Here is a 14697-nt window from a genome sequence, read left to right on the forward strand (position 1 = left end):
GGATCGGGCGTCGTCCGCGTGTATCAATGGCTGATACAGAACCCGGCGCAACCCGGAAGATCCCCTCCGCCTCTACTGTTCCGGGCGTCACCGCACGGGCCCGGACGGGCGTGCGGGACCGAGGGCCGACAGGGAGCGGGGAGAGCGGTGAACGAGGGTGCCGGCGTCCGCGGCGGGGACCTGCCGGACGAGCTGACCGCCACCGAGGCCGGCATGTGGCAGGCCTTCCGCAACGGCAGCCTGTACGACCTGAGCAGCGGGGACGCGGTCGTCGACGATCCGCACGGAGGCCGCCCGTGGGGCCCGGAGCGGACCGTGCGGGCCCGTATCGTCTGCTGGCTGCTGCTCGACGGCCCGCCCGCGCTGGACGGCCGGGTGTCCTCGCTGAAGCTGGCCGGGGTGCAGATCAGCGGCGTCCTGGACCTCGCCGGCGGCACGGTGGTGCCGTACGTCGAGATGCGCGGCTGCCGCTTCGAGCGGGACGTGCTGGTGCCCGAGGCCCACTTCACGACCGCCCGGCTGGTGAACTGCGCGATCCCGCGCCTGGAGGCCGCCCGTGTCCGCACGGAGGGCGACCTGCACCTGCCGCGCTGCCGCTTCCGGCACGGCCTGCGCCTCACCGACGCGCACATCGGCACGGACCTGCTGATGAACCAGGCGGTCGTCCACCGGGACCGCAGCGGCCGCTCGATCGCCGCGGACGGCATGACGGTGGGCCAGGACCTCCAGGCCGAGCTCCTGGAGTCGGACGGCGAGCTGAGCCTGCGCAGCGCCAAGGTCGGCGTGTCGCTCAGCCTGCGCGGCGCCCAGCTGTCCGAGCCGTACGGCCGGCTCGCCCTTAACGCCCCGCAGCTGACCGTCGGGCGCACCCTGTACCTGACCCCGGCGGGCGTCGGGTCCTCGATGTTGAGCGGGGCGACTCCCGCGCGCGGGACGCGCATCCAGCGGTTCGAGTGCCGGGGCGGAGTGCGGCTGGACGACGGTCGGTTCGGGGACGCGCTCGACCTGGAGCGGGCCCGGTTCGTCCTCACCGAGGACCAGGAGTTGTCCCTGCGCCGGGTCCAGGTGCCCGAGCTGCGCTTCCTCGGGGAACGGCCGCAGCGCGGCAAGGTCGTCCTGTCGGGCGCCCGGATCGTCAACCTGGTGGACCGGGCGAGCGCCTGGCCGGGCCCCGGCAACCTGCACATGGGCGGCTTCGTCTACGAGAACCTCGTGCCGCAGGGGCCGTTCCCGCTGACCCGGCGCCTTGACTGGGTGGCGGCGGCGACCGCCGAGTACAACCCGGAGCCGTACGAACGGCTGGCCTCCGTGCTGCGGACCGGCGGCGAGGACGAGGACGCGCGCGAAGTGCTCCTCGCCAAGCAGCGGCGGCGCCGGGAGAGTCTGCCGCCGGCCGCCAAGCTCTGGGGGTACGCGCAGGACTGGACGGTGGCGTACGGCTACCGTCCGGGCCGGGCCGCCGTGTGGATGGCGGTGCTGTGGGCGGCGGGGTCGCTCGCCTTCGCCCACGCGGGTGCTCCCCCGGCCTCCGGCGGCTCCCACCCCGTGTGGAATCCAGCCCTGTTCGCCCTCGACCTGCTGCTGCCGGTCATCGACTTCGGCCAGGCGGACGCCTGGCAGCTGCGCGGCGGCTGGCAGTGGCTGGCCGCCGCGCTGATCCTGCTGGGCTGGATCCTGGCGACGACGGTGGCGGCGGGGGCCACCCGGCTGCTGCGGCGGAACTGACTCCGCCCGTTCCGGGGGGCCTGCGGTCGACCCGTCGACCCGCTTTAGTTGAACAATCATCACCTTTTACCGTCCCTTGACCAGGCCGCGTACAACTTTCCGCACGTTGCCGTCAGCGGCTGGCGCACACCTGACCAGCGGACTTTCAATGGTCGACACCATGGCTCTGCTGCCCCCGTTCATCCGCGCCGGCCGGATGCACCGGACCCCACCGCACCTCGCCGCCGGGCTCACCGGCGACGACGAGGTCCTGCTCGACGCGCCGGACGACCGCCTCGGACCCGCCCTCGTGGCGGCCGCGCGCGGCGAGCACACCTCCGCCGCCGCCCTGCTCGCCGCCACCCGCGAGGGCGCCGAGTGGGAACACCGCGACCGTTACGTGCGGGGCCTGGCCGCCTTCGCCGCCGCCCGCGCCGAATGGCTGCGGACCTGGCGTGCGAGCGCCCCGGACGACCCCGACGCCCTCCTCGTCGCCGCCCAGCTCGCGGTGGACCGCGCCTGGCGGTCCCCGGCCCGCGCCGAGCTGCTGCGCGAGGTGAGCCCCCTGATCACGGCCGCCGCGCACGCCGACGTCCGCGACCCGGTGCCCTGGCGGATCGCCCTGGACCACGCGCGCGGCTCGGCGGCCGGGCACACGTACTTCGAGGAGCTGTGGGCGGCGGCCGTCCGGCGCGCCCCGCACCACCACGGCTGCCATGTGGCCGCCCTGCGGTACCTGGCCGCCGGCTGGCACGACGCCCACCGCGAGTGCCTCGACTTCGCCGACCTGGCCGCGCAGGACGCCGCGGCCGACTCCCTCGTCCAGGCCCTGCCCGTCCGGGCGGCCCTCGCCTGCCTGACCGGCGCCCCTGACCTCCGGGTGCCGCGCGAGCGGCTGGACGCGGCCGCCGACCGGGCGATCGAGCTGTCCCGCCTGCTGCCCGCGGCCGACCCCTGGCCGGCCGAGATCCGCAACAAGCTGCTGTACGTCCTCACCCGGCTCGACCGCCGGCAGGACGCCCTCGACCAGCTGCGCCTGATCGGGCCGTACGCGACGTCCTTCCCGTGGCACCGGCTCTCGGACGACCCGCTCGGCGCGTTCCTGAAAACCCGCGACGACCTCCGTACGGCACCGTCCGCGCGGCCGCCCGATCATCCACGGAGTGGGCGCGGCGGACGCGCCCGCTCCGGCGACCACTAGGCTTTGGCGCCGTGACCACCGTCCGGCTCCCGCTCTTCCCCCTGAACTCGGTTCTGTTCCCGGGGCTCGTGCTTCCTCTGAACATCTTCGAGGAGCGCTACCGCGCCATGATGCGCGAACTGATCAAGACCCCCGAGGACGAACCGCGCCGGTTCGCCGTCGTGGCGATCCGCGACGGCCACGAGGTGGCACGCAGCGCGCCCGGCCTCCCCGACCCCACCGAGGTGCCGGAAAGCGGACCCGCCGCCGGCTTCGGCACGGACCCGGTCCGGGCGTTCTCGGCGATCGGCTGCGTCGCGGACGCCGCCACCGTCCGCGAGCGCGCCGACGGCACCTTCGAGGTGCTGGCCACCGGGACGACCCGGGTGCGGCTGGTGTCGGTCGACGCGTCGGGCCCGTTCCTGACGGCCGAGCTGGAGGAACTCCCGGAGGAACCCGGGGACGAGGCCGGCGCGTTGGCGGAGGGGGTGCTGCGCGCCTTCCGCCAGTACCAGAAGCGGCTGGCCGGGGCGCGGGAGCGGTCGCTCGCCACCGGCGCGGACCTGCCCGACGATCCCTCGGTGGTGTCCTACCTGGTGGCCGCCGCGATGATGCTGGACACCCCGACCAAGCAGCGCCTGCTCCAGGCCCCCGACACCGCGTCCCGGCTGCGCGACGAGCTGAAACTCCTTCGCGCCGAGACCGCGATCATCCGTAGTCTGCCGTCGTTGCCCGCGTCGGAGCTGACGCGGGGCCCGACGAGTCTCAACTGACCCACCCGCCGGCCACGCGCGTCGCGGCCGGCGGGGCTCTCACCTCTGGGGAACAGGCCGGGATGGCGAAGAAGGCGAAGAAGCAGCAGCCGGGCGGCACGCCCGCCACGGTGGCGCTCACGGCGGCCGCCGTGCCGTACACGGTCCACGCCTACGAGCACGACCCCGCCCATCCGTCCTACGGCGAGGAGGCGGCCGAGGCGATGGGGGTGGCCCCGGAGCGGGTCTTCAAGACGCTCGTCGCCGACGTCGACGGGGCGCTGACGGTGGCCGTGGTCCCGGTCGCGGGCTCGCTGGACCTCAAGGCGCTGGCGGCGGCGGTCGGCGGCAAGCGCGCCGCGATGGCCGACCCCGCCCTCGCGGAACGCACCACGGGCTACGTCCGCGGCGGGATCTCCCCGCTGGGGCAGCGCAAGAAACTCCCCACCGTCCTGGACGACTCGGCGTCCGCGCACCCCACCGTCTGCGTCTCGGCGGGCCGCCGCGGCCTGGAGGTCGAACTGGCCCCCGCCGACCTGGCCGAGCTGACCCGGGCGGTGGTGGCACCCATCGGGCGCCCCTGACACGGCACGCCCACCGAGGGCGGATCCGACCCCGGTGTTCGGCGGGTCGGCGCCATGTTCCTGCCCGGTCCGGCGCAGGGTCGCCGGCTACGACTGCACGCGCTCGTGGGGCACGGCCCAGGCGCACGCCGGGGCCCACGGGGCCGTCCGGTCCGGCCCAGGCGATCGCGTTCAGGGCCCCATGCGCACGCCGGGCGCTACCCCACGTGCCCGACGAGTCGGCCCAGGTGCTCGCCGGGCCCCACGAGGCCGTCCGGTCAGGCAGGCGATCGCCAGGTGCGACACCACGGGCCGCCGGGTCCCGCGCCAGGTGCTCGCCGGATGCGAGTCGACGCGCTCGTGGGGCACGGCCCGGGTGCACGCCGGGCGCCATCCGACCTGATCGCCGGTTCGACCGCCGGGCCCGCAGCCCGCGCGCAGGGCGTTCAGGGCCCCATGCGCACGCCGGGCGCTACCCCACGTGCCCGACGAGTCGGCCCAGGTGCTCGCCGGGCCCCACGAGGCCGGCCGGTCAGGCAGGCGATCGCCAGGTGCGACACCACGGGCCCGCCGGGTCCCGCGCCAGGTGCTCGCCGGATGCGAGTCGACGCGCTCGTGGGGCACGGCCCGGGTGCACGCGGGGTGCTCCCCCGTCACCGCCGGGCCGAGCCCACCGGCACGCAGCCCAGGGCCTCACGTGCCCGTCGCGCTCAGCCCAACGTGGTCACCGACCGGGTACGCCCGGCGTGCCTGCCGAGTCAGACGCCAGGTGCTCGCCGGGTTCCGACCTGACGTGCCCGCCGAGCCGGCCCAGGTGTTCGCCGGGTGCGACCGCACGTGCCCGCCGGGCCGACGACCAGGTCCGACCCCGAATGCACACCGCGCGGGGCCCTCACGTGCCCGCCGGCCTGTCCCGCCCCGAACCGAAGGCCGGGGAAAAGGCCGGCCCGGAGACGCCGGCCCGCCCCGCTCTCACGCCGGCGGTGCCCCGTAGGGGTCCTTCAGGTCGGGGGCCGGGGGGTGGAGGCCCGGCTGCTCCGGGTCGCGGGGGGCGAACAGGGCCGTCAGCCCGAGATGCACCAGCAGCGCCGCCAGCGGCCACGCCAGCAGGGCGCCCCTGGCTCCCAGCTTCAGCGGCGCCGGGAACGTCACGCCCCGACCGACCGCCTTCGCGTGGGCGATGACGTCGTGCTCGGGGCCCAGCCGCACACCGAGCTTCCAGGCCAACCACGACGCCAGCAGGCCCCCGGCCGCGAGGGCCACCACCATCGGCACACCGCCGCGCCGCCGGACGAGGAACGCGGCGACCGCGCTCACCGCGCCGAACGCCAGCCCGAGCAGAATGAACGTTCCGTCGACACCGATCGCCTGTTCGCCCTCGGTGTCCTTGATGTAGACGTTCCAGGTCTTGTCCACGACCTCGCCGACCAGCGGCACCTGGGGGGCGAGCCACCACCACAGGACGCCGAGCAGCACCCCGGCGACCGCCGACACCAGCGTGACCACGGCGGCCTCGATCAGTTCGGTCCTCATCCCAGGGCCGTCGTCGTGGTACCCGCCCGTCCAGGCGTCCCGGGGCGCGGACGCCGCGTGCCCGGCGCCCGGCGGCTGCCACGCCTGGTGCGGGGAGTGTTCGTGCGGCGGCGGAGGCGGAGTCAACGGTGCGGTCACCCTGACATCGTGCCAGGCCCGCCTGTGCGGCGCGTCACCGGACGGCCGCACGGCGGTAGGCCCAGGTGGCGACGGCCAGCGAGACCGCGCCGACGCCCGCGCACACGGCGAGGTCACCCAGGACGAAGGCCCAGTCCGGGTGTGGCCCGAAGGTCCGTGCGAAGGCCTCCACGCCGTAGGTGGAGGGCAGCAGGTCCCGGGCCAGCCGCACGGCCTCCGGCATACGGTCGGCCGGCAGCACCCCGAGCAGCAGCGCCGCCGACATGCCCAGCTGGCCGAGCAGCGTCGCCAGTTCCGGACGCGGGGCCAGCAGCCCGAGTGCGGCGCCGAGGCCGGACAGCGCGGCGCCCGCCAGCGGGATCACCGCCAGGAGCACCCACAGGTGGGTCAGCGGCAGCCCGAACAGCAGGCAGCCGAACACCGCCGTGACCACGGTCCCCGGCACGGTGAAGGACGCGTACGCGCCCGCCGCGCCCAGCACCACGGCGGCCGGCGGCACCGGCAGCGTCGCGTAGTGGTCGAGTCCGCCGTTGGCCCGCAGCTGGCCGAAGTACTGCGCGAGCAGGTTCAGCGCGACGAAGGCCACGACGAGGACCGACGCTCCCGCGACCACCGACTCCGCCTCGCCGCCGCCGTCCACGACCCCGCGCATCAGGACCATGATCCCGACCGACTGGAAGGTCGCCACGAACAGCAGCGGGATGCGCGCCACGCGGGCGCGGGACAGCTGCGCCCGGTACACGGCCGCCAGCGACGGCCAGAACCGGGCGCGCGGCCCGAGTTCGGCCGCGGCGCGTCCGGCGGTCCCCTCCACCGCCAGGACACCGCCCGGCAGAACCTCAGCGGGTACGACACTCACGTCGCGCTGCTCCTCATCCCGTTGGCCATCGCCCTGTCCCATACGGATCCGGAGGCCCCCGTGCTCATGCCTTCACCAGCCCGTGCGGGTTTCCGCCGAGCGCCAGGTACACGTCCTCCAGGCTGGGCGTGGCCAGCGTGAAGTCGTCCAGCGCGGCGAACGCGGCCCCGCCGGTGACGGTGGCCACGGCCGCGCGGGCCTCCTCCGGGGCCAGCCGGAGCGTCCAGCGGCGGCCGGACTCCACGGCCCGCTCGTGCAGGGCCGCGACCTCGGGGACGTGCAGCGGGGCGCTCTCGCGCCACACCAGGTCGACCCGCACCTCTCCGGCGACCTGCTCCTTGAGCCCGGAGGGGGTGTCGCAGGCGATCACCCGCCCCTGGTCGAGGACGGCGACCCGGTCCAGGACCGTCTCGGCCTCGATGACATTGTGCGTGACCAGCAGCACGGTCGTCCCGTTCTCGGCGCGGCGCCGGTCGACGGCGGACCACACGGCCCGCCGGGCCACCGGGTCCATGCCGGTGGTCGGCTCGTCCAGGACGAGCAGCGGCCGCTCCCCCACGAGCGCGGCGGCCAGGCACGCGAGACGGCGCTGCCCGCCGGACAGCTTGTTCAGCGGACGGCCGGCGATCGGGGTGAGGCCCAGTTCGTCGAGGACGGCGTCCCGCCCGGCCCGCGCCGCGCGCGCGTCCAGGCCGCGCAGCCGTCCGGTCGTCTCCGCCGCCAGGGACACCGTCAGCTCGTCCAGGGCGGTGGACTCCTGCCCGAGGTAGGCGAGGATGCGGGCGGCGCGCTCCGGATGGCGCACGATGTCGTGCCCGAGGATCTCGACGCTGCCCCGGTCGGGCCGCATCAGCCCGGTGAGCTGCCGGACGAGGGTGGACTTGCCGGCGCCGTTCGGCCCGAGCAGCCCGAAGATCTCACCGCGGCGGATGTCGAGGCGTACGTCGTCGGTGGCCCGCACCTCGGGCGTCGCCGGGGTGCCGCGCCGGCCGCGCACCGCCGGATAGGTCTTGGACAGTCCGCGTACGGCGCACACGACATCGCCGCCGTGCCGAAGTGCCTGTGCCGCGCCCGTACTCACAAGCACCGAGCCTACGGGGTCGCGAACACCTGCCCGCTCCCGGGTCGGTCCATAAGGGTCGATCCGGCGGCAAAGACGTCACTCCGCGACGGGGGCGTGCTCCGCCGCGGTGGGCACGTCGATCTGGCGCCAGAAGCCGGCCCTGATCGCGTACCGGTCGTGCTCGTCGATCTGGTCGTCCTTGTGCGCGAGCAGGCCGAACCGGGCCGCGTAGCGCAGCAGCTCGCCGTCGATCCGGTGCGGGACCCGCGGGTACATCCCGGAGAGCTTCTGCAGCTGGCTCTGGTCGGCGAGCCGCTCCATCCAGCGCCGGGCGAAGACCTGCCCCACCTCGAAGGGGTCGCCGCCGACGGTGGTGATGTCCTCCTCGCGGTCCGCCCAGCGCTGCTCGGCGGTGGTGAGCTGGGCGAGCGTCGGCATGGTGGCGACCTCGGCGGGTTCGGTGACGCCGGGGCGGTCGACCCAGCCCTTGTCGGAGGACCAGCGCAGGGTGGCCGAGGCGGGCTGCGGCTGCGGGGGCTGGACGCCGGGGGCACGCAGTGCGGCCAGGTCCTTCGGGGTGGGAACGCCCTTGGCTGCGGGGACGCGCTCCTGCGCGCCGTTCTCGGAGGCGGTGCCGGCGCTCGGGTGCTCGACCTCCTCGGGCTGCCGCTCGGACGCCGGTGCGAGCCCGGACTCGGGCAGCGGCGCGGACAGGATGGCGGCGATCTCGGGCCGCGGCACGGGCGGCGGCGCGCAGATCCCGCCGAACTCCTTGGCCCGTACGGCCCTGGTGATCCACGCGCGGTCCAGGACGCGCCGCTCGTCGGCCTCCGCGACCAGGTCCTCGGACTGGTTGTAGTCCCCGTCGGCCGCCTGCACGGCCCACAGGTGTACGGCGACGCCGTGTTCCTTGGCGGCCATCATGCCCGGCAGCAGGTCCCCGTCGCCGGTCACCAGGACGATGTCGGAGCAGGCCCGGTTGCGGGCCAGCTCGGTCAGCTCGGCGTGCATCGCGGCATCCACGCCCTTCTGCGCCCAGCGGCCGTCGCTGCGGGTCAGCGCGCCGAGCCGGACGGTGACCCGGGGCATCACGCGCAGCCTGCGGTGTTCGGGCTGGGGGACGCGGTCGGGGGCGCCGTCGAACCAGTAGATGCGCAGCAGTGGCCGTTCGGTGTCGGCCTCGGCGCGGTCGCGCAGTCCCTGGACGAGAGCGGGGTGGTCGACGGTGATCCGGGACCGGGAGGGTTCACCCGCGAGGAGACTGGCGGCGGCCCCCAGCAGATACCCGGCGTCCACCAGGACGATGCAGCGGTCCACGCGATCCACCCTCTTTCCGGGAGGTTTGCTTTGGGCTTGTTTCGAGTCTGCCCGACAGCGCGGGGGTTAACGGTTCGAACTCGATCTTCGGCGTGGCGTTTCGGGGAATCGTTCCCCGACCTTCCGTGTCACACAGGGTAATTATCCGAAATGCGCTCCTTGTCAGCCTATGTGAATCTGGTCGCGGTCCTGGCACCCAGACCCCCGACAGGAGGCAGATCCCCATGGCCAAGAACAAGAACCGCGAACGCAAACAGCCGCAGTCCGCGCGTGGTCAGCAGGAGGCCCAGCAGCCCTCGCTGGAGACGCAGAGCGAGCACCGCGCCACGCAGGTGACCCCCGGCGACATGGCCCGCAAGGGCCGGGAGAAGCGTTTCGGCCACAACTGACCGGCGCACGACGGGCGTTGAAGCCCGAGCACACCGAGGGGCGCACCCGGTTGTGGATGCGCCCCTCACGCGTGTCGGTCCGTCGCCCGGCCGGGCCGGCCGCTCAGCCCGCCAGGCAGGCCGGACCGAGCAGGACCTTCAGGTCGCCGAACAGGGCCGGGTCCGGCTTCACCCGGTGCCGGTCCAGGCGCAGCACGGTCGTCCTGGTCGGACCCTGGAGCTTGATCCGCACCTCGCTCTCCCCCCGGTGGTGGGTGAGGATCTCGCCGAGGCGGCTGACCATGGGCGGGGTGACCCGGGTGGCCGGGATGGTGAGGATCACGGGCGCGTTGGTGCCCGCGTTCGACAGGTCGGGGACCTGGAGCTCCATGGCGACCAGCCGCGGCACGTCCTCGCGCTTGTCGAGGCGGCCCTTGACGAACACGACGGCGTCCTCGACGAGTTGGGTCGAGACGAGCTGGTAGGTCGCGGGGAAGAACATGCACTCGATGGAGCCCGCGAGGTCCTCGACGGTGGCGATCGCCCAGGCGTTGCCCTGCTTGGTCATCTTGCGCTGGAGGCCCGAGATGATGCCGCCGATGGTGACCACGGCGCCGTCCGCGTGCTCGCCGCCCGTGAGCTGGGCGATGCCCGCGTCGGCCTTGTCGGACAGCACGTGCTCCAGGCCGAAGAGCGGATGGTCGGAGACGTAGAGACCGAGCATCTCCCGCTCCTGGGCGAGCAGATAGGTCTTCTCCCACTCGTCGGTGGTGAACTCGACGTCGAGGCCGAACCCGGGCTCGCTGGTGTCCTCCTCGCCCATCCCGCCGAAGAGGTCGAACTGCCCCTCGGCCTCCTTGCGCTTGACGGCGACCACGTTGTCGATCATCGGCTCGTACTGCGCGGTGAGGCCCTTGCGGGTGTGCCCCATCGAGTCGAAGGCGCCCGCCTTGATCAGCGACTCCGTGGTCCGCTTGTTGCAGACCACCGCCTCGACCTTGTCGAGGTAGTCGGGGAAGGAGGCGTACTTCCCCTTGGCCTTGCGGGACCTGATGATCGACTCGACGACGTTGGTGCCGACGTTGCGGACGGCGGAGAGGCCGAAGAGGATCACGTCGTCGCCCTGCGCGGCGAAGTTCGACTCGGACTCGTTGACGTTCGGGGGGAGCACCTTGATGCCCATGCGCCGGCACTCGTTGAGGTAGATCGCGGACTTGTCCTTGTCGTCCTTGACCGAGGTGAGCAGCCCGGCCATGTACTCGGCCGGGTAGTTCGCCTTCAGATAGGCGGTCCAGTACGAGACCAGGCCGTACGCGGCGGAGTGCGCCTTGTTGAAGGCGTACCCGGCGAACGGGACCAGGACGTCCCACAGGGCCTTGATCGCCTCGTCGCTGTAGCCGTTCTTCTGGGCGCCGGCCTGGAAGATGGTGAAGTTCTTGGCCAGTTCGTCGGGCTTCTTCTTGCCCATCACGCGGCGCAGGATGTCGGCCTCACCGAGCGAGTAACCGGCGATGATCTGGGCGGCCTTCTGCACCTGCTCCTGGTACACGATCAGGCCGTAGGTGACCGCCAGGACCTCCTGCAGGGGCTCTTCGAGCTCCTTGTGGATCGGCGTGATCTCCTGCAGCTTGTTCTTGCGCAGGGCGTAGTTGGTGTGCGAGTCCATGCCCATCGGGCCGGGCCGGTACAGCGCGGAGACGGCGGAGATGTCCTCGAAGTTGTCGGGCTTCATCAGCCGCAGCAGCGAGCGCATGGGGCCGCCGTCGAACTGGAAGACGCCGAGGGTGTCGCCGCGCTGGAGCAGGTCGAAGGTCGTCGGATCGTCGAGCGGCAGGCTCAGCAGGTCCAGGTCGACGCCCTTGTTGGACTTCACCATCTTGACGGCGTCGTCCATGATCGTCAGGTTGCGCAGGCCGAGGAAGTCCATCTTCAGCAGGCCGAGCGACTCGCACTGCGGGTAGTCCCACTGCGTGATGGTCACGCCGTCGGTGTGCCGCACCCAGATCGGGGCGTGGTCGACGATGGGCTCGCTGGACATGATCACGCCGGCCGCGTGCACACCCATCTGCCGGACCAGGCCCTCGACGCCCTTGGCGGTGTCGATGACCTTCTTGACGTCCGGCTCGTTCTCGTACATCGCGCGGATCTCGCCCGCCTCGCTGTAACGCGGGTGCGAGGGGTCGGTGATGCCGTTGAGGTCGATGCCCTTGCCGAGGACGTCGGCGGGCATCGCCTTGGTGAGGCGGTCGCCCATCGCGTACGGGTAGCCCAGCACGCGCGCGGAGTCCTTGATGGCGTTCTTCGCCTTGATCTTGCCGTAGGTGCCGATCATGGCGACCTTGTCGGCGCCGTACTTCTCGGTCACGTACCGGATCACCTCGACGCGCCTGCGCTCGTCGAAGTCGATGTCGACGTCGGGCATGGAGACGCGCTCGGGGTTGAGGAACCGCTCGAAGATCAGGCCGTGCGGGATCGGGTCGAGGTCGGTGATGCCCATGGCGTACGCGACGATCGAGCCGGCCGCGGAGCCACGGCCGGGGCCGACCGCGATGCCCTGCTTCTTGGCCCACATGATGAAGTCGGCGACCACCAGGAAGTAGCCCGGGAACCCCATCTGGATGATGACGTCCATCTCGTACTCGGCCTGCTTCTGGCGGTCGTCGGGGACGCCGCCGGGGAAGCGGCGCTCCATGCCGCGGCGGACCTCCTCCTGGAACCAGGTGACCTCGGTGAAGCCCTCGGGGATGTCGAACTTGGGCATGAGGTTCTTGGCCTCGAACATGCCCGAGGTGTCGATCTGCTCGGCCACCAGGAGGGTGTTGGCGCAGCCCTGCTGCCAGGCGTCCGAGGAGTCGACGGCGTACATCTCGTCCGTGGACTTCAGGTAGTAGCCGGTGCCGTCGAAGCGGAAGCGGTCCGGGTCGGAGAGGTTCTTGCCGGTCTGGATGCACAGCAGGGCGTCGTGGGCGGTCGCCTCGTGCGCGTACGTGTAGTGCGAGTCGTTGGTGACCAGCGGCGGGATGCCGAGCTTCCTGCCGATGTCCAGGAGGCCGTCACGGACCCGGCGCTCGATCTCGATGCCGTGGTCCATCAGCTCCAGGAAGTAGCGGTCCTTGCCGAAGATGTCCTGGTAGTCCGAGGCCGCCTGGAGTGCCTCCTTCTCCTGGCCGAGGCGCAGCCGGGTCTGGAGTTCGCCGGAGGGGCAGCCGGTGGAGGCGATGAGCCCCTCGGACCACTGGGAGATGGTCTCCTTGTCCATCCGGGGCCACTTCTGCAGCCAGCCCTCGGCGTACGCGTCGGAGGAGAGCTTGAAGAGGTTGTGCAGGCCCGTGCGGTTCGCCGCCCAGATCGTCTTGTGGGTGTAACCACCGGAACCGGAGACGTCGTCGCGCTTCTGGTGCGGCTGGCCCCACTGGATCTTGCGCTTGTTGCGCCGGGACTCGGGCGCCACGTACGCCTCGATGCCGATGATCGGGGTGACGCCCGCCTTCTTCGCGGTGTGGAAGAAGTCGTACGCCCCGTGCAGGTTGCCGTGGTCCGACATCGCGATGTGGGTCATGCCCATCTCGTTGCACGCGTCGAACATGTCCTTCAGCCGCGCGGCACCGTCCAGCAGCGAGTACTGGGTGTGGACGTGCAGGTGCGTGAACGGCGGCTTTGACACGGCTGAGGCCTCCAGGGAAAACAGGCGTCGAAGGATGTCCGACCGGCTGCGGACACTCTGGCGGACAGCGTCGAAGTCTATGCCTCGGGACTGACACCCGGACCGCTTCCCCACGTACCTTCACCGGAGGGAAACGGGCACTCCCGCGTACCTTCGTCCGTTGAAGACGACAGAAACGCTGTCGTACATGTCATGCACCAGGAGGCACCCAGCGATGTCGGTCCCGCAGCTCAACGACGAGCACCGCGGCGAGGAGATCCTCGCCGTCTTCGACACCGCCTTCGGCGAGCTCCTGGCCGCCGACCCGGCCGCGTTCCGGGTGAAGTTCCGCAAGATGGCGGCCTCCGCGTTCGCGTTCTACCGGGGCACGGCGGCGCTTTTCTACCACGACCTCGACGCCGAGAAGCGCGGCGGGCCGTTCCTCGACGAGCGCACCTCGCGCGTGTGGATCCACGGCGACCTGCACGCGGAGAACTTCGGCACGTACATGGACGCCAACGGCCGGCTGATCTTCAACGTCAACGACTTCGACGAGGCCTACGTAGGCCCCTTCACCTGGGACCTCAAGCGGTTCTCCGCCTCGATCGCCCTCATCGGGTACGCGAAGGCGCTCGGCGACGACCAGATCACCGAGCTGGTCGAGGTGTACGCGGGCGCGTACCGCGAGCGGATCCACGCCCTGGCCACCGGCGCCAAGAGCGACGAGGTCCCGCCCTTCACCCTGGACACCGCGCAGGGCGCGCTCCTGGACGCGCTGCGTGACGCCCGCTCCCTGACCCGCTTCGGGCTGCTGGACTCGATGACCGAGATCCGCGACTTCGAGCGCCGGTTCGCGCCGGGCGGCGGCTCCGTCGAGCTGGACGCGGCCACCCGCTACAAGGTCCTGGCCGCCTTCGACGGCTACCTGGAGACCCTGCCGGAGTCCTCGCTGACCCGCCCCGACTCCTACCGCGTCAAGGACGTCGTCGGCCGCCGGGGCATCGGCATCGGCTCGGCAGGCCTGCCGTCGTACAACATCCTCCTGGAGGGCAACAGCGACGCCCTGGAGAACGACGTGGTGATCTACATCAAGCAGGCCCAGACCCCGGCCGTCTCCCGCCACATCACCGACCCGGCGATCCGCGACTACTTCCAGCACGAGGGCCACCGCACGGTGATCTCGCAGCGCGCCCTGCAGGCGCACGCCGACCCGTGGCTGGGCTGGACCGAGCTGGGCGGCACCGGCCAGCTCGTCGCCGAGGTCTCCCCGTACGCGGTGGACCTCGACTGGGGCGACATCGACGACCCGGAGGAGATCGCGGCGGTCGTCGCCGACCTCGGCCGGGCCACCGCCACCATGCACGCGGCGGCGGACGACCAGTCGGGCGAGTCGCTGGTGCCCTTCTCCACCGAGCGCGCCATCGACGCGGCGCTCGCCGCCGACGAGGACGGCCTCGCGACCCTGCTGGTGGACTTCGCGCACAGCTACGGCGCCCGCGCCCGCGCCGACCACCAGGTGTTCGTGGACCTCTTCCGCAACGGACGCATTCCGGGTCTGTGACGGACCGGCCGCTCAC

Annotated in this window: 11 protein-coding genes; 6 read left to right on the forward strand and 5 right to left on the reverse strand. The window is 72.4% G+C overall.

Translation table 11 applies throughout. The annotated features are described in order from the left end of the window. Positions 1–147: 147 nt before the first annotated feature. The 4 genes from ABZT03_RS21680 to ybaK all read left to right on the forward strand — a co-directional run bounded on the left by ABZT03_RS21680 (position 148) and on the right by ybaK (position 4220). Positions 148–1725, forward strand: coding sequence for an oxidoreductase (locus ABZT03_RS21680; RefSeq protein WP_356041648.1), 1578 nt, complete (start codon positions 148–150; stop codon positions 1723–1725). Positions 1726–1873: 148 nt separating this feature from the next. Next, on the forward strand, positions 1874–2905 hold the full coding sequence (locus ABZT03_RS21685) for a hypothetical protein (RefSeq protein ID WP_356041649.1): 1032 nt from the start codon (positions 1874–1876) through the stop codon (positions 2903–2905). A gap of 11 nt (positions 2906–2916) precedes the next feature. Further along, on the forward strand, positions 2917–3657 hold the full coding sequence (locus ABZT03_RS21690; protein WP_356041650.1) for an LON peptidase substrate-binding domain-containing protein: 741 nt from the start codon (positions 2917–2919) through the stop codon (positions 3655–3657). A gap of 62 nt (positions 3658–3719) precedes the next feature. After that, positions 3720–4220, forward strand: a complete 501-nt coding sequence (ybaK, locus tag ABZT03_RS21695) for a Cys-tRNA(Pro) deacylase (protein WP_356041651.1) — start codon at positions 3720–3722, stop codon at positions 4218–4220. A gap of 951 nt (positions 4221–5171) precedes the next feature. Here the strand turns inward: ybaK and ABZT03_RS21700 are convergent. The 4 genes from ABZT03_RS21700 to ABZT03_RS21715 all read right to left on the reverse strand — a co-directional run bounded on the left by ABZT03_RS21700 (position 5172) and on the right by ABZT03_RS21715 (position 9109). Beyond that, positions 5172–5870 carry an AAA family ATPase gene (locus tag ABZT03_RS21700; RefSeq protein WP_356041652.1) on the reverse strand — a complete coding sequence of 233 codons (699 nt, stop codon included), beginning with the start codon at positions 5868–5870 and terminating at the stop codon, positions 5172–5174. A 34-nt stretch (positions 5871–5904) separates the two neighbouring features. Next, positions 5905–6729: an ABC transporter permease gene (locus ABZT03_RS21705; RefSeq protein WP_356041653.1), complete on the reverse strand. Its 825-nt coding sequence runs from the start codon at positions 6727–6729 to the stop codon at positions 5905–5907. Between the two features lie 64 nt (positions 6730–6793). After that, positions 6794–7765, reverse strand: a complete 972-nt coding sequence (locus ABZT03_RS21710; RefSeq protein ID WP_356041684.1) for an ABC transporter ATP-binding protein — start codon at positions 7763–7765, stop codon at positions 6794–6796. 123 nt (positions 7766–7888) lie between these two features. Further along, positions 7889–9109: an NYN domain-containing protein gene (locus ABZT03_RS21715; protein WP_356041654.1), complete on the reverse strand. Its 1221-nt coding sequence runs from the start codon at positions 9107–9109 to the stop codon at positions 7889–7891. 224 nt (positions 9110–9333) lie between these two features. Between ABZT03_RS21715 and ABZT03_RS21720 the strand changes: the two genes are divergently transcribed. Beyond that, entirely contained in the window at positions 9334–9498 is a 165-nt protein-coding gene (locus ABZT03_RS21720) for a hypothetical protein (RefSeq protein ID WP_356041655.1), read from the forward strand. Positions 9499–9601: 103 nt separating this feature from the next. Here the strand turns inward: ABZT03_RS21720 and dnaE are convergent, their stop codons facing one another. Continuing rightward, on the reverse strand, positions 9602–13141 hold the full coding sequence (gene dnaE / locus ABZT03_RS21725) for a DNA polymerase III subunit alpha (protein ID WP_356041657.1): 3540 nt from the start codon (positions 13139–13141) through the stop codon (positions 9602–9604). 214 nt (positions 13142–13355) lie between these two features. On the opposite strand from dnaE, the gene ABZT03_RS21730 reads away from it, so the two are divergent. Beyond that, positions 13356–14681 (forward strand): DUF2252 domain-containing protein, encoded by a 1326-nt coding sequence (locus tag ABZT03_RS21730; protein ID WP_356041659.1) that lies wholly within the window; start codon positions 13356–13358, stop codon positions 14679–14681. Positions 14682–14697: the final 16 nt, after the last annotated feature.

The sequence above is a fragment of the Streptomyces sp. NPDC005574 genome (assembly GCF_040605435.1).
In the GTDB taxonomy this organism is placed as follows: domain Bacteria; phylum Actinomycetota; class Actinomycetes; order Streptomycetales; family Streptomycetaceae; genus Streptomyces.

Excerpts from the sequence above, each read along its gene's own strand:
- ybaK (WP_356041651.1), top strand. The coding sequence starts at position 3,720 with ATGGCGAAGAAGGCGAAGAAGCAGCAGCCGGGCGGCACGCCCGCCACG.
- ABZT03_RS21685 (WP_356041649.1), top strand. The coding sequence starts at position 1,874 with ATGGTCGACACCATGGCTCTGCTGCCCCCGTTCATCCGCGCCGGCCGG.
- ABZT03_RS21730 (WP_356041659.1), top strand. The coding sequence starts at position 13,356 with ATGTCGGTCCCGCAGCTCAACGACGAGCACCGCGGCGAGGAGATCCTC.
- ABZT03_RS21720 (WP_356041655.1), top strand. The coding sequence starts at position 9,334 with ATGGCCAAGAACAAGAACCGCGAACGCAAACAGCCGCAGTCCGCGCGT.